This window comes from Frigoribacterium sp. RIT-PI-h (genome assembly GCF_001297205.1).
Lineage (GTDB): Bacteria > Actinomycetota > Actinomycetes > Actinomycetales > Microbacteriaceae > Frigoribacterium.
The window spans coordinates 1-22885 of record NZ_LHOZ01000080.1; the positions used below are offsets into that span (position 1 = coordinate 1).

The 22885-nt window shown below is 72.4% G+C and carries 24 protein-coding genes, 1 tRNA gene and 2 pseudogenes; 13 read left to right on the forward strand and 14 right to left on the reverse strand.

Annotated features, from left to right (window positions below):
* Positions 1 to 560: 560 nt before the first annotated feature.
* On the forward strand, positions 561 to 1586 hold the full coding sequence (locus AEQ27_RS11590; RefSeq protein ID WP_054146806.1) for a LacI family DNA-binding transcriptional regulator: 1026 nt from the start codon (positions 561 to 563) through the stop codon (positions 1584 to 1586).
* A gap of 79 nt (positions 1587 to 1665) precedes the next feature.
* Here AEQ27_RS11590 and AEQ27_RS11595 read toward each other — a convergent pair whose 3' ends face one another.
* Positions 1666 to 2772 (reverse strand): M20 family metallopeptidase, encoded by a 1107-nt coding sequence (locus tag AEQ27_RS11595; RefSeq protein WP_054146807.1) that lies wholly within the window; start codon positions 2770 to 2772, stop codon positions 1666 to 1668.
* 106 nt (positions 2773 to 2878) lie between these two features.
* Here AEQ27_RS11595 and AEQ27_RS11600 point away from each other — a divergent pair, with 106 nt between their 5' ends.
* Positions 2879 to 3340 (forward strand): Rho termination factor N-terminal domain-containing protein, encoded by a 462-nt coding sequence (locus AEQ27_RS11600; protein ID WP_054146808.1) that lies wholly within the window; start codon positions 2879 to 2881, stop codon positions 3338 to 3340.
* A gap of 192 nt (positions 3341 to 3532) precedes the next feature.
* Positions 3533 to 4165 carry a Pr6Pr family membrane protein gene (locus AEQ27_RS11605; protein ID WP_054146809.1) on the forward strand — a complete coding sequence of 211 codons (633 nt, stop codon included), beginning with the start codon at positions 3533 to 3535 and terminating at the stop codon, positions 4163 to 4165.
* Positions 4166 to 4341: 176 nt separating this feature from the next.
* Here the strand turns inward: AEQ27_RS11605 and AEQ27_RS11610 are convergent, their stop codons facing one another.
* A complete protein-coding gene (locus tag AEQ27_RS11610; RefSeq protein WP_054146810.1) occupies positions 4342 to 4914 on the reverse strand; it encodes a YdeI family protein in 573 nt (190 codons plus the stop codon).
* Between the two features lie 134 nt (positions 4915 to 5048).
* On the opposite strand from AEQ27_RS11610, the gene AEQ27_RS17365 reads away from it, so the two are divergent.
* Positions 5049 to 6497 carry a CDP-alcohol phosphatidyltransferase family protein gene (locus AEQ27_RS17365; RefSeq protein WP_152970337.1) on the forward strand — a complete coding sequence of 483 codons (1449 nt, stop codon included), beginning with the start codon at positions 5049 to 5051 and terminating at the stop codon, positions 6495 to 6497.
* Between the two features lie 46 nt (positions 6498 to 6543).
* Here AEQ27_RS17365 and AEQ27_RS18780 read toward each other — a convergent pair whose 3' ends face one another.
* Together AEQ27_RS18780 and AEQ27_RS11620 are read right to left on the reverse strand one after the other, a co-directional pair.
* Positions 6544 to 6681 (reverse strand): hypothetical protein, encoded by a 138-nt coding sequence (locus AEQ27_RS18780; RefSeq protein ID WP_369813639.1) that lies wholly within the window; start codon positions 6679 to 6681, stop codon positions 6544 to 6546.
* A 113-nt stretch (positions 6682 to 6794) separates the two neighbouring features.
* Positions 6795 to 7274, reverse strand: a pseudogene (locus AEQ27_RS11620) (LysE family transporter); the annotation flags it as partial.
* A gap of 69 nt (positions 7275 to 7343) precedes the next feature.
* Between AEQ27_RS11620 and AEQ27_RS11625 the strand changes: the two are divergent.
* Entirely contained in the window at positions 7344 to 8351 is a 1008-nt protein-coding gene (locus tag AEQ27_RS11625; RefSeq protein ID WP_054146811.1) for a LysR family transcriptional regulator ArgP, read from the forward strand.
* Between the two features lie 170 nt (positions 8352 to 8521).
* Here AEQ27_RS11625 and AEQ27_RS11630 read toward each other — a convergent pair whose 3' ends face one another.
* Together AEQ27_RS11630 and AEQ27_RS11635 are read right to left on the reverse strand one after the other, a co-directional pair.
* On the reverse strand, positions 8522 to 10732 hold the full coding sequence (locus tag AEQ27_RS11630; protein ID WP_054146812.1) for an NADP-dependent isocitrate dehydrogenase: 2211 nt from the start codon (positions 10730 to 10732) through the stop codon (positions 8522 to 8524).
* A gap of 121 nt (positions 10733 to 10853) precedes the next feature.
* A complete protein-coding gene (locus AEQ27_RS11635; protein WP_054146813.1) occupies positions 10854 to 11495 on the reverse strand; it encodes an N-acetyltransferase in 642 nt (213 codons plus the stop codon).
* 80 nt (positions 11496 to 11575) lie between these two features.
* Here AEQ27_RS11635 and AEQ27_RS11640 point away from each other — a divergent pair, with 80 nt between their 5' ends.
* Together AEQ27_RS11640 and AEQ27_RS11645 are read left to right on the forward strand one after the other, a co-directional pair.
* A complete protein-coding gene (locus tag AEQ27_RS11640; protein WP_082383473.1) occupies positions 11576 to 12250 on the forward strand; it encodes a TetR/AcrR family transcriptional regulator in 675 nt (224 codons plus the stop codon).
* An 81-nt stretch (positions 12251 to 12331) separates the two neighbouring features.
* Positions 12332 to 12808 carry a GNAT family N-acetyltransferase gene (locus AEQ27_RS11645; protein WP_200908364.1) on the forward strand — a complete coding sequence of 159 codons (477 nt, stop codon included), beginning with the start codon at positions 12332 to 12334 and terminating at the stop codon, positions 12806 to 12808.
* 1 nt (position 12809) lies between these two features.
* Here the strand turns inward: AEQ27_RS11645 and AEQ27_RS11650 are convergent, their stop codons facing one another.
* Positions 12810 to 13250: a MarR family winged helix-turn-helix transcriptional regulator gene (locus tag AEQ27_RS11650; RefSeq protein WP_054146815.1), complete on the reverse strand. Its 441-nt coding sequence runs from the start codon at positions 13248 to 13250 to the stop codon at positions 12810 to 12812.
* A gap of 72 nt (positions 13251 to 13322) precedes the next feature.
* Between AEQ27_RS11650 and AEQ27_RS11655 the strand changes: the two are divergent.
* Positions 13323 to 13670: pseudogene (locus AEQ27_RS11655) on the forward strand (VOC family protein); the annotation flags it as partial.
* A gap of 95 nt (positions 13671 to 13765) precedes the next feature.
* Here AEQ27_RS11655 and AEQ27_RS11660 read toward each other — a convergent pair.
* Entirely contained in the window at positions 13766 to 14572 is an 807-nt protein-coding gene (locus AEQ27_RS11660; protein ID WP_054146816.1) for a phosphatase PAP2 family protein, read from the reverse strand.
* Positions 14573 to 14682: 110 nt separating this feature from the next.
* Between AEQ27_RS11660 and AEQ27_RS11665 the strand changes: the two genes are divergently transcribed.
* Positions 14683 to 14865, forward strand: coding sequence for a hypothetical protein (locus AEQ27_RS11665; protein ID WP_054146817.1), 183 nt, complete (start codon positions 14683 to 14685; stop codon positions 14863 to 14865).
* Between the two features lie 84 nt (positions 14866 to 14949).
* The gene (locus tag AEQ27_RS17850) at positions 14950 to 15126 is read left to right on the forward strand and encodes a hypothetical protein (RefSeq protein ID WP_161805535.1); all 177 of its coding nucleotides are present in this window, start codon (positions 14950 to 14952) and stop codon (positions 15124 to 15126) included.
* 276 nt (positions 15127 to 15402) lie between these two features.
* Here the strand turns inward: AEQ27_RS17850 and AEQ27_RS11670 are convergent.
* From AEQ27_RS11670 to AEQ27_RS11685, 4 genes are all read right to left on the reverse strand, one after another.
* Positions 15403 to 15474, reverse strand: a tRNA-Arg gene (locus tag AEQ27_RS11670).
* A 144-nt stretch (positions 15475 to 15618) separates the two neighbouring features.
* Positions 15619 to 16113, reverse strand: coding sequence for an HNH endonuclease (locus AEQ27_RS11675; RefSeq protein ID WP_054146818.1), 495 nt, complete (start codon positions 16111 to 16113; stop codon positions 15619 to 15621).
* 304 nt (positions 16114 to 16417) lie between these two features.
* Positions 16418 to 17242 (reverse strand): C40 family peptidase, encoded by an 825-nt coding sequence (locus AEQ27_RS18105; RefSeq protein WP_200908365.1) that lies wholly within the window; start codon positions 17240 to 17242, stop codon positions 16418 to 16420.
* Between the two features lie 335 nt (positions 17243 to 17577).
* Positions 17578 to 18270 carry a metal-dependent transcriptional regulator gene (locus AEQ27_RS11685; RefSeq protein WP_043593511.1) on the reverse strand — a complete coding sequence of 231 codons (693 nt, stop codon included), beginning with the start codon at positions 18268 to 18270 and terminating at the stop codon, positions 17578 to 17580.
* An 88-nt stretch (positions 18271 to 18358) separates the two neighbouring features.
* Between AEQ27_RS11685 and serC the strand changes: the two genes are divergently transcribed.
* Entirely contained in the window at positions 18359 to 19471 is a 1113-nt protein-coding gene (serC, locus tag AEQ27_RS11690; protein ID WP_054146820.1) for a phosphoserine transaminase, read from the forward strand.
* 96 nt (positions 19472 to 19567) lie between these two features.
* Here the strand turns inward: serC and AEQ27_RS11695 are convergent, their stop codons facing one another.
* Positions 19568 to 20197: a DUF3027 domain-containing protein gene (locus AEQ27_RS11695; RefSeq protein WP_054146821.1), complete on the reverse strand. Its 630-nt coding sequence runs from the start codon at positions 20195 to 20197 to the stop codon at positions 19568 to 19570.
* Complete coding sequence (locus tag AEQ27_RS11700; RefSeq protein WP_043593516.1) at positions 20190 to 20567, reverse strand: cold-shock protein; 378 nt, start codon at positions 20565 to 20567, stop codon at positions 20190 to 20192. The genes AEQ27_RS11695 and AEQ27_RS11700 overlap by 8 nt, the downstream gene beginning before the upstream one ends.
* Positions 20568 to 20658: 91 nt before the next feature.
* Here AEQ27_RS11700 and AEQ27_RS11705 point away from each other — a divergent pair, with 91 nt between their 5' ends.
* Together AEQ27_RS11705 and AEQ27_RS11710 are read left to right on the forward strand one after the other, a co-directional pair.
* A complete protein-coding gene (locus AEQ27_RS11705; RefSeq protein ID WP_054146822.1) occupies positions 20659 to 20937 on the forward strand; it encodes a hypothetical protein in 279 nt (92 codons plus the stop codon).
* A 39-nt stretch (positions 20938 to 20976) separates the two neighbouring features.
* On the forward strand, positions 20977 to 22836 hold the full coding sequence (locus AEQ27_RS11710; protein WP_054146823.1) for a helicase-associated domain-containing protein: 1860 nt from the start codon (positions 20977 to 20979) through the stop codon (positions 22834 to 22836).
* Positions 22837 to 22885 lie beyond the last annotated feature (49 nt).

Consider the following 22885-nt stretch of genomic DNA (forward strand, 5'->3'; position numbering starts at 1 on the left):
GGGGCGCGCTCTGGGCACTGACCCATGAGCCGGGCCGAGTGTGGGACAAGCATTACCGCGAGGGTTCGCTGAACATTGAACTGCCTCAGCCGGAGATCGGAAGCGACTGGGCCGCGTACCGGCGGGTGGGGGGGGGCATGCGGGGCTGGCGGGGGGGGGGGCGGGGCGGGGGGGCCGCGCGTGGCGGCGTGGCCGCCGGACGCGGAGCCGGAGGCGGTGGTCGAGGACGAGTCGCAGCCGGCGAGGGTGCCGATGGCGATGGCGCCCACGGCGAATGCGGCGAGGACGGTACGGGTCGTGGGCATGAGGAGCCTTCCTGGGGAGGACGAGGTGGAGCATGCGGGACTGGCGAGGGGGCGATCTCGGTGGGGTCGGGATCGATGGGCAATCGATTTCCGTCGGGAACTGCGTCAAGAGTGACGCCTTCGTGTTTCGAGTGTCAACACCTTTGTGTTTCCGACGTGTAAAAGAGATCCGGGGCGGGCAATCGGTTTCCCGTGAGGGGACGATACGATGACGGCATCACCCGTCGCCCCCGGCGGCCACGCCCTGAGGAGCCCATGAACGCCGTCACCATCTCGGACGTCGCCCGCCGGGCGGGCGTCTCCCCCGCGACGGTCTCGCGCGTCATGTCGGCCTCCCGACCCGTCGGCCGCGAGGTCGAGGTCCGCGTGCGACAGGCGGCCGACGAGCTGGGCTACTCGGGCAACGGCATCGCCCGCGCCCTGCGCACCCGCCGCACCGACACGGTCGGCATGGTCGTCCCGAGCATCCTCAACCCGTTCTTCACGACCCTGGTCGACAGCCTCGAGAGCGCGCTGCACGGCGAGGGCAAGCAGCTGTTCCTCTGCGACTCCCGGCAGGACCCCGCCGTCGAGGCCGAGCACCTGCGGTCGCTCATCGAACGGCACGTCGACGGCATCGTGGTCAGCCCCGTGCACGACACCGAGAGCGCGGCCGCCGTCGCCGCGTCCGCCCGGGCCGTGCCGTTGGTGCAGCTCGACCGCCGGGTCGACGTCCCGGGCACCGACTGGATCGGCCTCGACGACGCCGAGGCGATGAAGCTCGTCCTGACGCACCTGGCCGAGACCGGTGCCCGCTCGGCCGCGTTCGTCACCTCCGAGCTGACGAACTCGTCGACGACCCTGCGGCTCCGGGGCTTCCGACACTGGTCGGCCGAGCTCGGCATCCGCGAGGTGCGCGACGGGGTCGTGCTCGGCGACTACTCGGTCGACAGCGGCGACGCGGCGGCCCGCCGACTGCTCACCTCCGACGACCGCCCGGACGCCATCGTCTGCGCGGACGACCTCATCGCCATGGGCGTGCTGCGGGCGGCCCGCGAACTCGGGGTGTCGGTGCCCGACGAGCTGCAGGTCACGGGCTTCGACGACATCGTCTTCGCCTCGTACGTGACCCCGGCCCTGACGACCCTCGCCCAGCCCACCGACCGCATGGCCGGCGAGGCGCTGCGACTGCTCTCGCTGCGCGGGTCCGACGACGGCGGACGAGGAGGCGCGCGCGTCTCGTTCGCGCCCCGACTGGTCCGACGGCAGAGCACGCGGTCGACGGCTTCCGTGCCCGCCTGACCCGTGCCCTACCCGTGCCCGCCTGACCCACGGGAGCGCCGGGCCCGCCCTGCCTCGACTGTCGGCTGCCGGCCGTCGGTCAGTGCTCGGCAGCCCACCGTTCGCCGACGCGACCGAACTGCTCGACGGCCTTCAGCACCGCGTCGACCGACACGGACTCGTCCACCGCGTGCACGACGGTCGGGTCGCCCGGGCCCCAGACCACGACGGGCACCCCGTCGTCGAGCGATCGCACGAGCACCGAGGCGTCCGTGAAGTACGAGGCGGGCGCCTCCGAGACCGGGGCGTCGAGCCCGGCCAGCCAGGGATGGTCGCGCGGGGTCCACACGGCGGCCAGGTCGAGGTCGACGCGGACGTCGGTCACCTCGGGCTGGTCCCGCCACCAGGCGACGAGCTCGGCGACGTCGTCACGGACGACCCGCAGGTCGATGCGCGCCTCGCAGACGTCCGGCACGATGTTCGGCACGCTGCCACCCGAGACGACGCCCACGTTGACCGTCTCGCGCCCGAGGTCGTCGTGCGCCGAGAGCGGCAGGTCGTCCAGGCGCCCGAGCACCGCCACGAGGTCGAGGATCGCGTTGTGACCCCGCTCGGGCGTGCTGCCGTGCGCGGCGACGCCCGAGGTGCGCACGGTCAACCAGAGCGCGCCGCGGTGGCCGAGCACGACCCGCCCGTCGGTCGACTCGGGGATCACGACGGCTCCGACCCGGTGACCGGCGAGCAGGTCGACGACCGCGGGGGCACCGAGGCAACCGACCTCCTCACCCGTGGAGACGGCGAGCGCGACGGGTGCGCCCTGCCGCAGGAGGTCGCGCACGGCGACGACCGAGGCCGCGAGACCGGACTTCATGTCGGACGTGCCCCGTCCGTGCAGGCGGTCACCGACGACGGTCGAGGCAAAGGGGTCGTGGGACCACGCCGAGGCGTCGGTCACGGGGACGACGTCGGCGTGCGACGCGAAGACGAGCAGCGGCCTGTCGGCGGCGACGCTCGTCGGCGAGACCAGGAGGGCCGTGGGCTCACCGTCGACCCCGGGGGCGAAGGCGACACGCGCCTCCTCGACACCCTCGAACTCGAGGGCGACGCGGCGGAGGACGGCCGCCTCGCCGCGCGTGCCGCTCGTCGAGTCGATGGCGACGAGGTCGCGCAGCAGGGCGATCACGGGAGCCGGGGTCGGGTCGGTCATGGCGACACGTTAGCCGCCGAGGCGCCACGGCTGGACGACGTCCCAGGCCGTCGTGCCAGCGTGGGGCCACACGCCCGACACGTCCGACCGAAGGGGATCGCCCATCATGGCCGACCAGAAGAAGCTCAAGAAATCCGCTGCCAAGGCCTACGACAAGGCCGAGGACGCCGTCACCGACGCCCGAGCCGCCGTCGCCGAGGCCAAGCGACGGGCGAAGAAGCTCGCGAAGAAGGCGCGTCCGTCGGTGAAGCCGCTCGAGAACGCGCTCGACGACGCCGCCGCCGGACTCAAGGACGCGAAGAAGACGGCGAAGGGCGCGGGCCAGGCCTCGAAGGGGGCGTCGTCGACGCCGTCGTCCGCCACCCCGGCCGAGCCGCGCTCGATCTACACCCCGCCCCTGCCCGAGGTCGACGAGACCACCGTGCAGCTGCCCGACGGCCACGACGCCCACGTCGACCTGCACGCGCAGACGCTCGTCGCGCTGCGCGCCCTCGCCCGGACCAAGGGCATCACGAACGTGTCGCGGTACCCCAAGGCGACCCTGATCGAGAAGATCGAGCAGGCCTGACCCGGGGCCGACCCTGACGGCGGGCGTGTTCGGGCGACCCGGGCGGGTGGACTCGCCCGTCTCGCCCGAACGCGCCCGTCCTGGGCGTGCCGACGCCCGTCCCGCGGGGGCGGGCACGCCGGTCCCGCGGGCGCCGGCCGGCCGGCCACCCGCCCGCGCCACCACGACGGCCCGCCTCACTAGGGTGAGGACATGACGCGCGCTCAGCTCATGGCTCCCTACCGGTTCGCCTTCGCGGCGCTCGGCTTCGTCGCCGTCGCCGCCCAGTTCGCGGACTCGATCGAGAACGACTACAGCATCGTCAACTTCTTCTCGTTCTTCACGAACCTCAGCAACCTGTTCGCCGTCGTGGTCTTCGTCGTCGGCGGAGTCCGCACCTTCCGCCGTCGCCCCGGCAGCCGTGCGTGGGACACCGTGCGGCTCATCTCGGTCGTCAACATGGTGTTCGTCGGCCTCGTCTTCAACGTCCTGCTGACCGACGTGGCCGGCGGCGTGCTGCCCTGGGTCAACGTCGTCGTGCACATGGTGATGCCCGTCGCGGTGCTCGTCGACTGGCTCGTGCTGCCCGCCGGCCGTCGCCCGCCGTGGTCGGCCGCCCCCCTCGGGTTCGTCGTGCCCGTGGCGTACAGCGTGTACTCGCTCGTCCGCGGCGCCGTCACGTCGTTCTTCCCGTACCCCTTCTACGACCCGGAGGCGCTGGGCGGCTACGGCCCCGTGGCGGTCTACATGGTGGTGCTGCTCGTCGCACTCGCCGTGCTGTCGCTCGCGCTGGTCGGTCTGGCGCGGCTGGCCGGCCGCTTATGGAAGCAGCGCTCGCGCCGCTGACGCGACCCGCGCCTCCTGCGCTTCGCACTTCCCACCGCGCCGCCCCGCCATGCCCCACCCTCCACCCCGCCAGGAAGTGGACACCGCACCACGTCTAGTCGTGGCGCAGTGTCCACTTCGTGGAGGCGTAGGCCCCCGGAGCACCCGGCCCGAGCCAGCGCGCGGCCCGTGCCGGCTCAGCGGTAGTGCTGCTCGCCGCGGGCGGCCGCGGCGACCACGTCGCGGATGCGGGCCGCACGGGTCTCGGGCCGCTTGAGCGCGGCCAGCCGGAAGTACACGCGGAACCGCTCGGTCTTCGTCAGCGACGCGAAGTGGGCGGCCGCCGCCGGGTCGGCGTCGAGCGCCGCCTGCAGGTCGTCCGGAGGCGCGGCGTCCTTCTGCCGGTAGGCGGCGTCCCAGCGCCCGTCGGCCTTCGCCCGGTCGACCTCGGCCTGCCCCGCCGGGGTCATGAGCCCCTCGGCGACCAGGCGGGCGACGTGCTCGCGGTTCACCTGGGACCACGGGCTGTTCTTCCGCCGCGGTTGGAACGCGGGGAGCGTGAAGTCGTCGTCGGGCCGACTGGTCTGGCCGGCGATCCAGCCGTGGTAGAGGGCGACGTCGAGCGCCTCGGACCAGGTCATGCCGGGCTTCGTCGACCGCACCTTCCGGAGCGTCAGTCGCACCCCACCCACGTCGGGGTCGCCCTCGAGGTACTCGCGCCACTGTTCGACCGTCACGTCGAGCACGGGCTTGTCCGCGAAGCTGACCATGCGGCGACCCTACCGCCGCAGCGAGAGGTCGCGACGTACCGCTCACGTCCGTACATGAGCGGCACGTCGTGACATCTCGACCCGGCCCACCCGGCGCGACGTACCCCTCAGCCCCCCTCCCCTAGCCTGGCGGGATGGACCTCATCGGGTGGATCACCGACATGGGCTCGTCTTTGCCGACCCCGCTCGTCTGGGCGTTGGGCGCCCTGTTCGCCTTCACCGAGTCCGGGCTGGGCCTCGGCGTCTTCGTGCCGGGCGAGACGATCGTGCTGCTGCTCGCCGCGACCTTCGACGACCCCTGGACGGCGGTCGCGTTCTTCGTCTCGGTCGCGATCGGCGGATCGCTCGGCGACCACGTCGGCTACCTGCTCGGCCGCCGCTTCGGCACGGGGTTCCGGGACACACGCATCATCCGCCGGATCGGCGTCGACAGCTGGGACCGCGCCGTCGCCGTCCTCGAGCGGCGAGGGGCGGCCGCGGTCTTCCTCACCCGCCTCGTGCCCGTGGTCCGCACCCTCACGCCGGCCGCGGCCGGGGGCGCGAAGGTGCCCTACCGGTCGTTCCTGCCCGCGTCGTTCGGCGGGGCGCTGACCTGGGCCGCCGTCTACGTCGGCATCGGGTTCCTGCTGCGGTCCTCGCTCGAGGCGGCACAGGAATACCTCGGGCAGTTCTCGTCGTGGGCGCTGATCGGGGCCGCGGTGATCGTCGCGATCGTGTTCGTCGTGCGGCTCGTGCGCCGGCGTCGCGCGGCAGCCGCCGACGACGTGGACGGCACCGTCGACGAGACGGTCGCCGCCGACGACGCGGAGGCCCGCGACGACGCTGAGACCTTCGACGACGACGCAGACGAGGAGGCGCGGGTCGACGGCCGCGGGCCCGTCGCGACGGCCGTCCACGCGGCCGGGCACGCCGTGGCCGATCCCGTCGTCGCGGGTGCGTCCGCCTCGGGCGAGTTCGTCGCGGAGCACCTGTCGTCCCGTCGGCTCGGCGCCCTGCGCCACCGCCTCTTCGAGGTGGACGACTGGCGGACCGTGCCCAACGCGATCACGGCTGCGCGCCTCCTGCTGTTGCCGGTCTTCGCCGGGCTGCTGATCGCGGAGCTCTGGTGGCCGGCCCTCGTCGTGATCGCGGTCGTGTTCGCGACCGACTGGCTCGACGGGTTCGTGGCCCGGCGCACCGACTCCGTCTCGGTGCTCGGGTCGTGGCTCGACCCCGTGGCCGACCGGCTGACCGTCGTCGTGGTGGCCGTGGCGTTCGCGACGGCCGACGTCTTCGGCTGGCAGGAGGCCGTGCTGCTGATGGTGCCCGACGTGCTGCTCGCGGTCGGAGCGGCGCTGGCCTTCCGCGGCGACCCGGCCCTGCCGGTCTGGTGGGCCGGCCGGCTGCGCGCGGGCCTGTGCTTCGGCGGCCTGGCGGTGCTGCTGCTCGGCGTCGCACTCGGCGGCCCCGAGTCGACGGCCGTGATCGGCGTCGGGTACCTGGTCTTCCTGGTCGGGCTGGTGTTCCACTACGTGTCGGCCGTGCACTACGCACGGGTGATGCTCGTCCGCTGGCAGCGAGCCATCGCCGAGCGTCCGGTCTGACGTCGAGCCGGCTCGACATCGAACCGGGCCGACCGACCGGGCACCGTCAGAGCCCGAACAGCAGCCGCAGCCCGAGGGCGACCATGACGACGGCGAGGACCGCGGCGAGCACCCGCCAGGCGACCGGCGTCGCGAACAGGGGACGCAGGAGGCGCGCGCCGAATCCCAGCGCCGAGACCCACACGAGACTGCCCGCGATCGCCCCGGTCGCGAACCACCGCGCCGTCCGGGCGGCTGGCGGTTCGCGACCGAGCCGAGGAAGACGATCGTGGCGAGGTAGGTGTGGGGGGTCAGCCAGGGGAAGGCGAGGGCGCCGAGGACGGCCGGGACGACCCGGGCGGGCGTGACGGCGCGCGCGGCCGAGGGGCGGGGACCCTGCGCGACGGGCGGGGTGCCGCCGGCCGGCACCGCGCCTCCTACGGGGACGCCGACGCGAGCCGGCCCCGGCGCGACGTCGCCCGTCAGCGCGCCGCCCGGCCGGATCGCCCGCTTGGCGGCGAAGGCGCCGTGCCCCAGCGGGACCCCGGCCCCGACGAGCTGGACGACGACCCCCGCCTGCGGTGCCGCCTCGACGAGCGCTCCGACCCCGGCCACCCCGGCGCTGATCAGCACGGCGTCGCTCACGGCGCAGACCACGACGACCGGCACGACGACGCGGGTCACGGCCTGCAGCCCGACGCGCAGCACGTAGGCGTTCTGGGCACCGATCGCGACGAGCAGGGCGAGGCTCGTGCCGAAGCCGAACAGGACGGCGGGAAGCACGGTCGCGAAGGTCATGCCGCCACGCTAGGGCCGCCCCGGGGCATCGCACCAACTCATGTTCGTGATGCTGCATAAGATCTGCTCATGGCTCGCTTCGCACTCGACCAGCTGGACACCCTGCGCACCATCGTCGACGAGGGCACCTTCGAGGCGGCCGCGCGACGCCTGCACGTGACGCAGTCCGCCGTGTCGCAGCGCATCAAGCAGCTCGAGCGTGCGGCGGGGCAGGGGTTGCTCCGTCGGACGACGCCGGTCACCACGACCGATGCTGGCGACGTGCTGCTCCGCCACGCCCGCCAGGTCGACCTGCTCACCTCGGACGCGCTCGCGCGGCTCGGCGGTGGCCGGCTGGACGGCGACGACGGCGGCGACGGCGCGTCGGGCGACCCCGTGCCCACGACCCTGCCGATCGCCGTCAACGCCGACTCGACGGCGACCTGGTTCCTCGACGCGTTGGCCGTCGTCCCGCCGACTGGGCCGGTGGTGTTCGACCTGCGCCGGGCCGATCAGCAGCACACGGCCGAGCTGCTGCGGTCGGGAGACGTGCTCGCCGCGGTCACCGCGACCCGGGAGCCCGTGCAGGGCTGCAGTTCGGAGTCGCTCGGCGTCATGCGGTACCGCGCCGTCGCGAGCCCCGGGTTCGTCGAGCGGTGGCTGGGCGGCGGGCCGGACGACCCGAGGACGCCCGCGCGCGGGCCGCTCGCCCACGGGCGGCCCGACGACGGGAAGCTCGACCACGGGAGGACCGACCGCGCGGGGCTCGACCGCGCCCCGATGGTGGTCTTCGACCGCACGGACGACCTGCAGCACGACTTCGTGCGTCGCCTCACGGGCCGTGAGCCGCTCGCGCCCCGGCACCACGTGCCCGCGTCGGCCGACTTCGCCCGGGCCGTCGTGCTCGGCCTCGGCGGGGGCATGCTCCCCGAGGCCCAGGCCGGCCCCGAACTCGACGCCGGGCGCCTGGTCGAGCTGGCCGTCGCCGACCCCGTCGACGTGCCCCTCTTCTGGCAGCGCTGGACCCTCGCCTCGCCCCTCCTCGACGCCGTCACCGACGCCGTCCGCGCCACCGCCCGCAACGCCCTGCACCCCTGACGCCTGCCCGCCGGTCGAGTGGTCCCGAATCGTCTTTCGCGCGCCCCCTCAAGGACGATTCGGGACCACTCGGCGACCGACCCGACGAGCGCCCGACCCGACGGACGACAGGAGGCGCGGTGCCAGCCGGCACCGCGCCTCCTGTTCTCGAGCGACCTGCGCCCCGCGACCTACAGCGTCGCGAGTGCCTCGTTCAACGTGTGCGACGGGCGCATCACGGCCTCGGTCTTGGCGGCGTCGGGGTGGTAGTAGCCCCCGATGTCGACGGCCGTGCCCTGGGGCTCGATCAGCTCGGCGACGATCGCCTCTTCGGCCCCACCGAGGGTGGCGGCCAGACCGGCGAACGCGGCGGCCAGTTCGGCGTCGCCGGTCTGGGCGGCGAGCTCGGCGGCCCAGTACTTGGCCAGGTAGAAGTGGCTGCCGCGGTTGTCGATCGAGCCGAGCTTGCGGCCGGGCGACTTGTTCTCGTCGAGGAACGTGCCGGTGGCGCGGTCGAGCGTGTCGGCCAGGATCTGCGCCCGGGCGTTGCCGGTCGACGTCGCGAGGTGCTCGAAGCTGACGGCGAGGGCGAGGAACTCGCCCAGGCTGTCCCACCGCAGGTAGTCCTGCTCGACGAGCTGCGAGACGTGCTTCGGGGCGGAACCGCCGGCACCGGTCTCGAACAGTCCGCCGCCGTTGATCAGCGGTACGACCGAGAGCATCTTGGCCGAGGTGCCGAGCTCCATGATGGGGAACAGGTCGGTCAGGTAGTCGCGCAGCACGTTGCCGGTGACCGAGATGGTGTCGTCGCCTCGGCGGATGCGCTCGAGCGAGAACGCCATCGCGTCGACGGGCGACATGATCTCGATCTGCAGGCCCTCGGTGTCGTGCTCGGCGAGGTAGGTGCGCACCAGCCCGATCAGGGTGGCGTCGTGGGCACGGGTCTCGTCGAGCCAGAACACGGCGGGCGTCTGGCTCGCGCGCGCACGGGTGACCGCGAGCTTGACCCAGTCGCGGATCGGGACGTCCTTCGTCTGGCAGGCACGCCAGATGTCGCCCGTGGCGACCTCGTGCTCGATCAGCGTCTCGCCGGCCTGGTTCACGACGCGGACGGTCCCGTCGCCGGGCACCTCGAAGGTCTTGTCGTGCGAGCCGTACTCTTCGGCGGCCTGCGCCATGAGGCCGACGTTCGGGACCGAGCCCATGGTGGCGGGGTCGAAGGCGCCGGTCGCGCGGCAGTCGTCGAGCACGGCCTGGTAGATGCCGGCGTAGCTCGAGTCGGGGATGACCGCCAGGGTGTCGTGCTCGCCGCCGTCGGGGCCCCACATGTGACCCGAGGTGCGGATCATGGCGGGCATCGACGCGTCGACGATGACGTCGCTCGGCACGTGCAGGTTGGTGACGCCCTTGTCGGAGTCGACCATGGCCAGGTCGGGTCCGTCGGCGATCCCCTGGTCGAAGGCGGCCTTGATCTCGTCGCCGTTCGGCAGCGCCGCGAGGCCCTGCAGGATGCCGTTGAGGCCGTTGGCCGGGTCGAGCCCGGCGGCCTTCAGGTCGGCACCGTACTGCTCGAACACGCGCGGGAAGAACGCGCGGATCACGTGGCCGAAGAGGATCGGGTCACTGATCTTCATCATCGTGGCCTTGAGGTGCACCGAGAACAGGACGCCGTCCGCCTCGGCCCGGGCGATCTGTGCCGCGAGGAACTCGTGCAGCGCGGCGACGTGCAGCACGGTGCCGTCGACGACCTCGCCGGCCAGCACGGGGATCGACTCGCGCAGCACGCGGGTCTCGCCGTCGGTGCCGACGAACTCGATTCGCAGGGTGTCGTCGGCCGGGATGACGACGGTCTTCTCGTTCGAGCGGAAGTCGTCGACGCCCATGGTCGCGACGTTCGTCTTCGAGTCGGCCGTCCAGGCGCCCATGCGGTGCGGGTGCTTGCGGGCGTAGTTCTTGACCGACAGGGGGGCGCGGCGGTCACTGTTGCCCTCGCGCAGCACGGGGTTGACCGCGCTGCCCTTGACCTTGTCGTAGCGGGCCTTGACGTCGCGCTCGGCGTCGGTCGACGGCGAGTCGGGGTAGTCGGGGAGGTCGTAGCCCTGCGACTGCAGTTCTTTCACCGCGGCCTTGAGCTGCGGCATCGAGGCCGAGATGTTCGGCAGCTTGATGATGTTGGCCTCGGGCGTCTTCGCCAGGGCTCCCAGCTCGGCCAGGGCGTCGCCCTGGCGCTGCTCGTCGGTGAGGCGCTCGGGGAACTGGCTGATGATGCGGGCCGCCAGCGAGATGTCGCGGGTCTCGACGTCGACCCCCGCGGTCTTGGCGTAGGCCTGGATGATGGGCAGGAACGAGTAGGTCGCCAGCATCGGCGCCTCGTCGGTCAGCGTGTAGATGATCTTCGCCATGCGGCAGGTGCTCCCTCGTGGTCGGGCATGCGTGTGCTCGGTGGTGCTGCCCCTACGCTACCGCGCAGAAGTCTCTCGACATGAAGATACATGCCCCGTCTGGACGGCTCGTCCGCGCGACTCAGGTCGTCCGCGTCGCCGGGCGCCACATCGCGGCGGGTGTCGCACCCGGCAGCCCACGGATCGGCCCCAGCTCGACGAAGCCCATGCGCCGGTAGAGCGCCCGGTTCCGCTCGGTCGACGACTCGAGGTAGGCGGCCTCACCGCGCTCGTCGACGGTCGCGAGGCGGTGCTCGATCAGCGAGGTGCCGACGCCGAGCCCTCGGGCCGCGTCGCCGACCGCGATCTCGCCGAGGTACCAGTGCGGCAGCCGTGGGCGGGGTGCCGCCAGCGTCGCCTGGTGACGGGCCGCCGGCACGAGCCCGCCGAGCCCGAGCGCGCGCAGGTACCTGGGCAGCTGCCCGAGCTCCGCCCACGACACCGGCAGGCGCAGCGGCGACGACGCTCGAGCGCGCGGCGCCTCCCAGACGGCCGCGCCCACGACGCCCCCGTCGCCGTCGACGACGGCCACGTCGACCGCACGACGGCCCGCCGGGATCGACCGCATCATCGCCGCGAAGAGGTCGACCAGCCGTGCGTGGCGCCGCGGCCCGCGCGGGACGAACCCGAGCATGACGGGATCGTCGCGGAACCCCTCGGCGAGCACGGCCGCGGCGGAATCGAGCTGGTCAGGGCGGGCGGCGCTGATGGTCACGTCGGGCATGGTGCCTCCTGGGATGGAATCGTCAGACCTGACGAATTCGTCAGTCATGACAGAATGTATCGAGACATCCCGCTAGACACGTGAGAGGCCCCTGTGAAACCGGACGACGAGGAGGCGCGGGGCGAGCCCACGAGGCGTCCCGCCGCCCCCGCGAGACGCGTCGCAAACTGGTGGAGGCCGGCGTCGTCCTGCTCCGGCGGGCCGACTACGCCGCCGTCCCCGTCGCCGAGATCACGAAGCTGGCAGACGTCGGCCTCGGCACGTTCTACAACCACTTCGCCGGCAAGGACGAGCTGTTCGACGAAGCCGTGCAGAGCGTGCTGAACGAGCAGATCGAGCGGATGTCGGCACTCGGGCACGCGGACGACTCCCCCGTGACGACGGCGGCGATCGCGATGCACGTGGTGCTCGGGCTGGCGCAGAGCGACCCGGCCGTGGCCGTGGTCGTCGCGCGCAACGGGCTGCGCCTGCTCGACGCCGAGGCGGCGCTCGTGCCGCAGGCGCGGGCGCTCGTCCAGGCCGGGCAGGCCGCGGGCTCGTTCACCGAGCTGGACGTCGACCTGGCACTGTCCCTGGTCGGCGGCAGCCTCCTCGGCGGGCTTCACACCTGGTGGTCGAGCCCTGAGCTCGTCACCCCCGAGTGGACGGTCGAGCTGGTCGCCCGCGTGCTCGTCGCCCTCGGGTGCGACCTCGGGGACGCGCGCCGCGCCTCCTCGTCCGGTCTCGACCGGGTGTCCGGGCGCGACGCGGGCTGACGCACCGAGCCGCACCGGACCGATCCGAGCCCGACCGAGCCCGACCAAGCCCGACGTCCGGCGATCGGCCAAGATGGTCCGGTGACCACCCCGGCGCCCGCGACGAGCATCGAACCCCGCCCGTACGACCACCCCGACGTGCAGCAGCTCGTCGAGGGGCTGCAAGAGTTGTACGTCGAGATCTACGGCGGGCGCGACGACAGCCCGATCGACCGCTCCGAGTTCGAGCTGCCGAGGGGCACGTTCGCCGTCGCCTACGAGGCGGGCCACCCCGTGGCCCTCGGAGCCTGGCGCCTGCTGCCCGACGGCCGCGCCGAATTGAAGCGGATGTACGTGCGGCCCGACCGGCGCGGGCGGGGACTGTCGCGCGCCGTGCTGACCTGGCTCGAAGGGTCCGCGTCGGACGCGGGTGTCACCGAGATGGTCATCGAGACCAACGTGGCCCACGACACCGCGATCCGCCTCTACGAGTCGGCGGGGTACCGGCCGATCCCGGCTTACGGCCACTACGCGGACGACCCGGGCACGGTGTCGCTCGGACGCACGCTCGCGACCTGAGTCAGCGCAGCGCCGACACGAACCCCCGCAGTGCCTCGGCCACCTGACGACGCGCGGCGGGTGTGAGCCCGGCCGTCATCCTATCCTCGACCCCGCGGACGGCGGCACTCGCGACCGTCAGCTGACGCCGCCCGGCCGCCGTCAGCTCGGTCGGCAACGCCCGCCCCGACGGGGCACGGTCGGCCCGCCGCACGAACCCGTCGCGCTCGAGCGACTGCAGCAGCACGTTCATCGACTGCCGCGTGACGAAGGCGCCGCGGGCGAGCTCGGAGTTCGACGACCCGGGCCGCTGGGCCAGCAGCTCGAGGCACGAGTAGTGCGTGATGGTCATGCCGAGCGGACGCAACTCGGCCTCCATGGCGGCGCGTAGAGCGCTCGACGCCTCTTTCAGCAGATAGCCCACCGAGGTCTCGAGGTCGATCGCCGATCCGACTTGACTCATGTCAGTAGTCTGACATAGGTTCGTCTATGTCAGCTAACTGACACTTACCCTTCACATAAGAGCAGGCGCCCCATGACCGCCACCGGTCCCGACTTCATCTCCCTCCAGGTCCGCGACGTCGAGCGCTCGGCCGCGTTCTACGAAGAGCACCTCGGCCTCACGCGGCAGGACGGTCCGCCGCACGCCGTCGTCTTCGCCACGCCGCCGATCGCCTTCGCCGTGCGCGGCCCGCTGCCCGGCGTCGACCTCGACGCGGCCCCACTCGGTCGCGGCGTCGGCCTCTGGCTGCTCGCCCCCGACGCGCAGGCCATCCACGACGCCCTGGTCGCCGCCGATGTCGAGATCGCCACCCCCCCGGTCGCCGGCCCCTCCGGCCGCCCCTTCACCTTCGTCGCCCCCGACGGCCACCCCGTCCCCTTGCCCGCCGCGCGGGCCGCCCGGCGCCACCGGCCGAGGCCCGGGACGAGGAGGCGCGGCGCCCGCCCGCCTCGAGGGTCGCGTCGACCGCACGGCCGTCACTCGTGGACGTCGTCGTCGTCCTGGGTGCTGAGGTAGCGGCGGTGGCGCGCGGCGCTCCGCGGGAGCCGGCCGAGGCCGCTGCCCCAGCCGACGGCCACGGCGGTGAACCAGGGGGCCCCGCGCGGCACGCGGGCCAACCCCACGACGCCGGCCGCCCCGGCCGCGGCCCCCCCGAGGGCGACCTGCGGCGCCTGCTTCTCCTGCCGCAGCGCCAGGAGGTAGGCGAGCACGCCGAGGACCGTCGTCGTGTTCAGCGTGTGACCCGAGGGGAACGACGGGGACTTCTCGTACGGCGGGATGGCCTCGTGCCGATCGGGCCGGTTGCGTTTGATCAGCTTCTTGCCGACGACGGTCATCGCGAGCGACCCCGCTCCGGCCGCCACGACGAGGGCGACGGGGCTGGGGTGGCGGTCCCGGAAGCCGAAGGCCGCGGCGGCTCCGACGGTGACGGCGGGCAGGACGACGGGTCCGAAGACGTGGGCGATGGCGGCGGCCGCGCCGTTCGTCGCCGGCGAGCGGAGCTTCTTCGCTCGCTCGAGCGCCGGACGGTCGAGGCTCTCGATGCCGTCGCGACCTGTGACCCCGTCGTAGATGTAGGCGGCACCGGCCGTCGCGGCGATCGCGATGCCGCCCCCGACGGCGAGGGTCGCGACGAGGGCGCGGCGGGCGCCGACCTTCTGGGCGACGGTCTTGTGTCGCGGGGCGAGCCGGCGGCCCGGCCTCGCCCGCCACTCCGTGAGGTCGCGGCGGCCGATCTGCCGGTCGTAGCGGGTCGTGCGGGCGGTCTCTGCGGCGGTCGGCATGAGCCCACTCTGGCCCTTCGGCGGTGAAGACCTCCAGATAGCACTGCTCCTGCACCCGGGAACTCGATTGGGGGCTCGCGGTGACGTGATGTCGACACCATGCTCAGGTCATGGAACTACTCATCCCCTACTTCATCTCTGCCCTGGTGACGCTGGCGATCGCGTACTTCGTGATCCGCGCGGCGGTGCTCTCGGCGCTCATCAGTCACTACAAGACGATTCGCCTCTACGAGCGGACCGGCGAGTGGCAGCCCGGCCCGCACAACAATCAGGAGCCGAAGAAGTTGCCGTAGCTACGGTTGGAGCGTGGGTGCGACACACCAGCTCACCCCGCCTTGCCGAGATCAGGGCTGTTCCCACCAACCGGAAGGACCCTCATGGTGTTCTCGATCACCCTCCTCGCCCTGGGGCTCGTCGGCATCGTCGGCGGAGTCCTGATCGTCCGACAGCGAGACGGCGGCAGCCCCCTGCCGGGCGTGGCGATCACGGTGTTGGGAGCAGTGGCGGCCGCGCTCGGCATCGCCCTCCTGGCCCTCCCCGAACTCCCGGCGTGAGGAAGCGCGCGACGAGAGCCAGCGAGGAGTGCCCTTAGACGGGCGCGCGGAGCGCGGGGCCTCAGGGGTTCGAGTCCCTCCAAAGGGCATCGTCGCGAAGCGACGTCAGGTGCCCCTGGAGGGGACGGCGCGCCAGCGCTGTCGGGCCGCGGGGGTTCGTGGCCCGGAAGGGGCGCGACGAGCGCCAGCGAGGAGTGCCCCTGGACGGGCGCGCGAAGCGCGGGGCCGCAGGGGTTCGAGTCCCTCCAAGGGGCATCGTCGCGAAGCGACGTCAGGTGCCCCTGGAGGGACTCGAACCCCCAACCCTTTCCTTAGGACGGAACTGCTCTTCCATTGAGCTACAGAGGCTGACCGTCCGAGTCTACCGAAGCCGCGCCTCCTGCCGTCCGGCGCACGATGAACCGGTTTCGAACGATGAACCCGGAAGCAACCGGGTGCATCGTTCGAAACCGGGTTCATCGGCAAGCAGGCAGGCAGGCAGGCCGCCCGGGCTCACGCGGCGGCGAGGTACTCGTCCCAGTCCGCCTGCGTCCGCTCCATGCCGCGCACGACCCAGCCGACCCCGTGCGGCGGCTTCGGCGTGAAGAGCAGCTCCCAGCCCATCTCGTGCGGGGTGCGGTCGCTCTTGAGGTTGTTGCACTTGAGGCAGCACGCGACGAGGTTCTCCCAGCTGTCCGCCCCACCTCGTGACCGCGGCTGCACGTGGTCGATCGTCGTCGCCGACCGCCCGCAGTAGGCGCAGCGGTGCGAGTCACGCCGCATGACACCCCGCCTCGAGACGGGGATCTGCCGCGTGTGCGGGATGCGCACGTACCGCGTCAGCACGATCACCGACGGGCGATCCCACGACGTCACCGCCCCGAGCACGGGGTGCTCCGCATCAGCGGCGACGACCGTAGCCTTCCGGCTCATGACGAGGACGAGGGCCCGCCGGTCGGACACCACGGCGAGGGGCTCGTAACCGGCGTTCAGGACGAGAGTGCGCATGCTTTCCCTTTCGAAGCACCCTGGACGGCTTCCAGGGATTCGATCTCTCGGGGTGGCGCAGGCCCAGCAGGCCCGCCGATACGAAAAAAGCACCGTCACGGGGACGGTGCTCTGTCACATGGCGGGGTGTCGTATGTGCTCGTGCGACAGCGCACCCATGGTGCGGGTGGCGGTCGAACGAGGCATCTGACGCTCCTGGTCTCAGCGGAACTCCGAGATCGCCAGGCTAAGCCCCGAAGAGCCGCTCTGCCAAGGGGCAGGGCGGCTCTTCACAGGGTGTTCAGGCGCAGGAGGCGCGGGTCGCCTACGCCCCGTAGCGCACGTAGTGCACCGCGGAGGTCCACAGCGGGCGCACGCTGACCGACCCACCGGGCTTGGGCGCGTCCAGGATCATGCCGTTGCCGGCGTAGAACCCGTCGTGCGACCCGTCGTTGAAGATGATGACGTCTCCGGGCTGCGCCTCGGCCGCCGAGATCGGCGTGCCCATCGCGCCCTGGCGCGTGACCGAGTGCGGCAGCGAGATGCCGTACTGCGAGTAGACGTACATGACGAAGCCCGAGCAGTCGAAGCCGGCCGGGGTCGCTCCGCCGAAGACGTAGGGGGTGCCCACGTACTGCAGGGCCGTGTCGTACACCGCACTGAGGCTGAAGGCGCCGGGCGTCGCCACGGTGCCGCTCGCCGAGGCGGCCACGTTCTCGGCAGCCGTCGGTCCGGTGTAGCTGGCGTAGCTCGCGGCCAGGGCGGCACGCTCGGCCTCGCGCTGGGTGGCCAGGGCCGCCGCGTTGAGGTCGGCCTGCGACGTCGCCGTGTAGCCGTCGCGGGTGGCGTCGGCCAGGGCGACGTCGTCGGCGACCGCGACGCTCTGGGCGTGGCTGGTCGAGACGCTCGTCGACGCCGCGCCGACGCTCGGGTCGTTCGCGGCGGCGGGGTTCGACGCGAAGGCCGGCAGGGCCATCGTGCCGATCAGGCCGGCGGTGAGCGTCATCACGGTCACCGAGACGACGCTTCGCTTGACCGAGGGCCTGCCCGTGCGAGTCGCGGGCGCGGCGGCAGCCTGGGCACGGCGCAACGACGAGCGGGTCGGCAGGTCGGCCGGTGTACGGGTGGCGACGGTGCGGTTCGGGCGCACGTCGGGGGTGTGGTCTGAGCCGGGGAGGGTCAAGAGGGTGGGTCTCCTGCATCTCGACAGCTTTCGGGAAGCTGCCCCGTCCGTTCGTTCGCATCGAGACGACACACGGCAGGAGACGGGCGTGAGAGACGTCCTGCCACGGGTCCGGCGGCCGGTTCAGTGACCTGGGGACTCAGCGACTGTAGCCGAGCGGACCCTGGGGAATCATCCTCGAGAGGGATATTTGTAACGAATCGGTAAACGACTGCGTGATCCGGTGCAGATCGGAGGAGGCGCGGCGCACGAACGCAAGAATCCCGCGCGACCCGTCGGGCGGCCAGAACTCGTCGGGCGGGTCAGAGCCCCACGTAGATGTGCTGCGCGACCTCGGTCGGCAGTTCGAGCCCTTCGTCGTGACCTTCGACCTTGACGAACACGTACGACCCCGCCGAGCGGAGGGTCGCGATGCCGCCGGGCAGCACGCCCGCGCCCTGCAGTTGCTGCAGCAGCTCGGGCTCGAACTGGACGGGTTCGGCCAGACGACGGATCGGACGCGTGACGCCCTCGGGGTGCTCGGCGAGCACGGCCACGAGGTTGACCACGCCGTCGAGGAAGCGCCCCGCAGGAGAGTCGCCGAGCTCGTCGAGCCCGGGGATCGGGTTGCCGTAGGGCGACTCGGTCGGGTGGTCGAGCATGTCGAGCAGGCGACGTTCGACCTGTTCGCTCATGACGTGCTCCCACCGGCAGGCCTCGTCGTGGACGTAGGCCCAGTCGAGGCCGATGACGTCGGCGAGCAGGCGCTCGGCGAGGCGGTGCTTGCGCATGACGTGCGTCGCCTTGGCTCGCCCGTCGTGCGTGAGCTCGAGGTGACGATCGCCGGAGACGACGACGAGACCGTCGCGTTCCATGCGGGCGATGGTCTGCGACACGGTCGGACCGGAGTGGCCGAGACGCTCGGAGATGCGCGCACGAAGAGGCACGATGTTCTCTTCTTCGAGGTCGAGGATCGTGCGCAGGTACATCTCTGTGGTGTCGACGAGATCGGTCAACAGGGGCCTCCCGGTGGAACACGTGGACTACCCCGTCAGCCTACCGGCTGCACGCTGGGCCCCGCGCCGCGTCAGTAGGATCGAGCGCATGGCGGACATCCGGATTCCCACTGACCTCTTGCCCACCGACGGCCGCTTCGGCTGCGGCCCCTCGAAGGTGCGGGCCGCCCAGCTCGAGCACCTCGTCACCGCCGGGGCGACGATCCTCGGCACCTCGCACCGCCAGGCCCCTGTGAAGGACCTCGTCGGCCGCGTCCGCGCCGAACTGGGCGAGCTCTTCCGCCTGCCCGACGGCTACGAGGTCGTGCTGGGCAACGGCGGCTCGACCGCCTTCTGGGACGCCGCGGCGTTCGGCCTCGTCGAGAAGCGCGCCGAGAACCTCGCGTTCGGCGAGTTCGGTTCGAAGTTCGCCAAGGCGAACGCGGCCCCCTGGCTCGAGGCCCCCCACGTGATCACGGCCGAGGGCGGGTCGTTGGCCGAGGTCGAGGTGCTCGAGGGCGTCGACGTCTACGCCTGGCCGCACAACGAGACCTCGACCGGCGTCATGGCACCGGTCACCCGGGTCGCCGGCGACCCCGGCGCCCTCACCGTCGTCGACGCGACGAGCGCGGCGGGCGGCATCGACTTCGACGCCTCGCAGGCCGACGTCTACTACTTCGCCCCGCAGAAGAACTTCGCGAGCGACGGCGGCCTCTGGTTCGCGCTCTTCTCCCCCGCGGCGATCGAGCGCGTCGAGCGGATCGCCGCCAGCGGCCGGTACGTCCCCGAGTTCCTCAGCCTCAAGAACGCCGTCGACAACTCGCGGCTTGACCAGACGCTCAACACGCCCGCCCTGACGACGCTGCTGCTGCTCGAGGACCAGACCCGCTGGATGCTCGAGAACGGCGGCCTCGCCTGGGCCGACGCCCGGACGCGCGAGTCGTCGTCGGCGCTGTACGACTGGGCCACCGCCTCCGAGTACGCGACCCCGTTCGTCGTCGACCCCTCGCACCGCTCGCAGGTCGTCGCGACCATCGACTTCGCCGAGTCGATCGACGCAGCCGCCATCGCGAAGGTGCTCCGCGCCAACGGCATCGTCGACACCGAGCCCTACCGCAAGCTCGGCCGCAACCAGCTGCGCGTCGCGACCTTCACGGCCATCGAGCCCGACGACGTCCGCCAGCTGATCCGGTCGATCGAGTTCGTCGTCGACGCCCTCTGACCGATCGCCCGCACGACGAAGGCCCCGACACGATCGTGTCGGGGCCTTCGTCGTGATCCGACCCGGACGCAGGAGGCGCGGGTCGCGTTCGTGGGACTACTTCCGTCGCCTGCTCAACGGGTCCTCGTCCTCGCCGTCCCAGTCGTCGTCGTGCGACTCGTCGTCGAGGTCGGCCTCGGGGTGCGCGGCGGGGACGACGGGGGCGTCCGCCGGACCGGAGTCGTCGTCGGAGTCGCCGTCAGCGTCGGAGTCGTCTGGATCCTCGACGAGGTCGTCGATGTCGACGCCGTCCACGTCACCGCCGTGCACGATCGACCCGTGCTCGTCGTCGGAGTCGTCCTCGTCCTCGTCGTCCGAGTCGTCCTCGGAGTCCTCGTCGTCGTCTTCGGACTCGTCGTCGTCCTCGTCGCCGTCGTGCGCCTCCTGGGCCTTCATCTCGGCGAGACGGTCGGCCCACGGCACCCAGTCCGGGGCGAGGAGGGCACCGTCGCCGGGCATCAGCTCGGCCTCGAGCACCGAGGGCTCTTCACCGTCGAGGTGGGCGACGCTGACCGTCCAGTGCCAGCCCGGGTACCCGGGGAGGAGGGTGGCGAAGCGCACCGAGGTGACGCCGGGCTCGTCGTCGACCGGGTCGGCCTCGGCGCCGATGGTCTCGTCGGGCGTGATCTCGGTCAGGGCGCGACGGGCGAGCTCGGACCAGGGGGTGCGCGGGGCGGCCTCAGGCATCGAACGAGTCCGCGACGGTGCGCAGCAGCACGGCGATGCGGGCGCCGTTCTGCGGGTAGCGGCCGTGGCGCAGGTCGCCGCCGGCCTTGTCGAGCACCTTGACCAGGTCTTCGACGATGACGGCCATGTCGTCGGCGGAGCGACGGTTCATCTTGGCGAGGCTCGGGGCGGCTTCGAGCACGCGGACCGACAGGGCCTGCGCGCCGCGCTTGCCGTCGGCGATGCCGTACTCGAGGCGGGTTCCCGCCTTGACACCCACGGTGCCGGCGGGCAGGGCCGACGCGTGGAGGAAGACCTCTTGGCCGTCATCGCTGCTGATGAAGCCGAAGCCCTTCTCGTCGTCGTAGAACTTGACCTTGCCGGTGGGCATGACTGGACCTCTCGTGAAGACGGGTGACCCTGGGGGTGGGTCGCCCCAGCTTAGATCGCCGGGTAGGGCCGCACCGCACTATCGTTGACCCGTGGCCAAGAAGATCGAACCGAGTGCGCCCTCTGACGTCAATCGTACAGAGCGCGTCCTCCTCTTCATGATCCTCGCCATCGTCGTCGTCTCGGTCCTCGCGTTCTTCACGAGGTTCGTGGGCGTGGCGACGGGTGTCACCGACTTCACCGCGGGCGTCTGGCCCGCTCTCACGATCCTGCCCCTCATCGGGCTCCCGATCGCCTTCGCGATGCTCCTCGCATTCGTGGTGGCGAGCGCCGTGCGTCGCAGCCGCGACTCACGGGGCACCAGACGGTAACCGCAGACCCGGGCTGCACGACGGCTGGAGGCCTCGACCATGGCTAGTGCACTCGACCTCGCGGGCGTCCTGCGCGCCATCGGCGACGACGACCTGTTGCGGCGCCTCGCGCGGCGGCAGGTCCGTGCGTCGAGCGTCCACGACGCCTTCGACCTGGCGGACGTCCTCCTCGAGCCGGCCAGCGTGCGGGACGCGCTGGCCCACCTCGACCGCGTCGCGCTGATCGTGCTGCAGGTCCTCCGGGTGCCGGGCGACGTCGACGCGGTCCACGACCGCATCGACGCCGCCTTCGAGGTCGACCGCGAGACGGTGTCCGCCGCGCTCGACCGCGTCGACGAGGCGTTCCTCGTCGTCCGCCGCGGCGACTCCGTCGCGACCCTCGACGCCGTGGCCGAGCGCCTCGACGACGACCCCGCCCTGGCCCTCGACGTCCTGACCCCCGCGCGACCCCCGGTGGTGCTCGAGACCGTCCTCGACCAGGCTCGCGACGACGCCGACGCGCGCTCGGCCGAGCGGCTCTACGCCGTGGTCATCGAGGTGGCCGAGATCCTCCGAGCCCTCGAGCAGTCACCGGCCCGAGAACTCGCGAAGGGCGGCCTGGCGCTGCCCGAGACGAGGCGGCTCGCCGAGGCCGCCCGCGTCGACGTCGACGACGTCGCGACCGTGCTCGCCATCGCCGTGCGGGCCGGCCTGGCCGCACCGAGCCCGGACGGCTGGGTCGTGGCCCCCGACGCGACCGACTGGCTCCGCGCCTCCTGGCCCGACCGGTGGCAGACGCTGACGCGGGCCTGGCTGGGCTCGCTGCCGGCCGAGATCCTCACGGTGCTCGAGCAACGCGTCGACACCTCGTGGGGGCTGCCGCTGCGCGAGTTCTCCGACTGGTCCTACCCGGCCGGGGGCAGCTGGATCACCGATCGCATCGCCGCCTTCTCGCGCAGCGCCGAGGTGCTGGGCCTGACCTCGGACGACACGCCCACCTCGGCGGCCGTCGCCCTGTTCCGCGAGGGTCCCGCCGCCGCCCGCACCCGGGTGGCCGCCCTGCTGCCGGACGCGGTCGAGCAGGTCTACCTGCAGCACGACCTCAGCGTCGTGTCACCCGGGCCCCTGTCGCCGGCCATCGACTCCCGGCTGCGCGTCATCGCGGTGGTCGAGAGCGCGGGCCTGGCGGCCACCTACCGCATCACCGAGGGCGGACTGCAACGTGCCCTGAGCGAGGGCGAGACGGCCGAGACGCTGCGCGAGTTCCTCGGCGGCATCTCGTCGACGGGCATCCCCCAGCCCCTCGACTACCTGATCCAGCAGAGTGCCGAACGGCACGGGCGTTACCGCGTGCGGGCGATCGCGCCGGGCAGCGCGCCCGAGGGCGTGCCGGGCGACGCGCTGTCCCTCGTGGTCGCCGACGACCGCGCGAGCCTCGACACGCTCGAGGTCGACCAGTCGCTCTCACCACTCGCCCTGACGCGGGTCGACGCGACGACCGTGGCGAGCCGGTTCGAGCGCGACACCGTCTTCTGGTCGCTGAGCGACGAGCGCTATCCCGTCGTCGTGGTCGACGAGGGCGGCGCCGAGGTCGTCCCGCCGTCCCGCCGTCGACCCCGGCGGCCGGTCCCGGTCGAGACGCGCGACCCGCTGCGCGAACTCGTCCAGCGCCTGCACACCGACGCCGGCTCAGGTGACGAGTCGACCGACCGCGCCTGGATCGCCCGCCAGCTCGACGCCGCCGTCAAGGGTCGGCTGACGGTCACCGTGACGGTCGCGATGCCCGACGGCAGCACCACCACGCTCGACATGGAGCCCACCGGCATAGGCGGCGGACGCGTCCGCGGACGCGACAAGAAATCGGACGTCGAGCGCACGCTGCCGCTCAAGAACGTGGTGGCGGTGGCGAGTCGCGACTGAGGCGGGCGGCCCTCGCCGGCCGACCCGCGCCTCCTCGTCCACGGGCGGC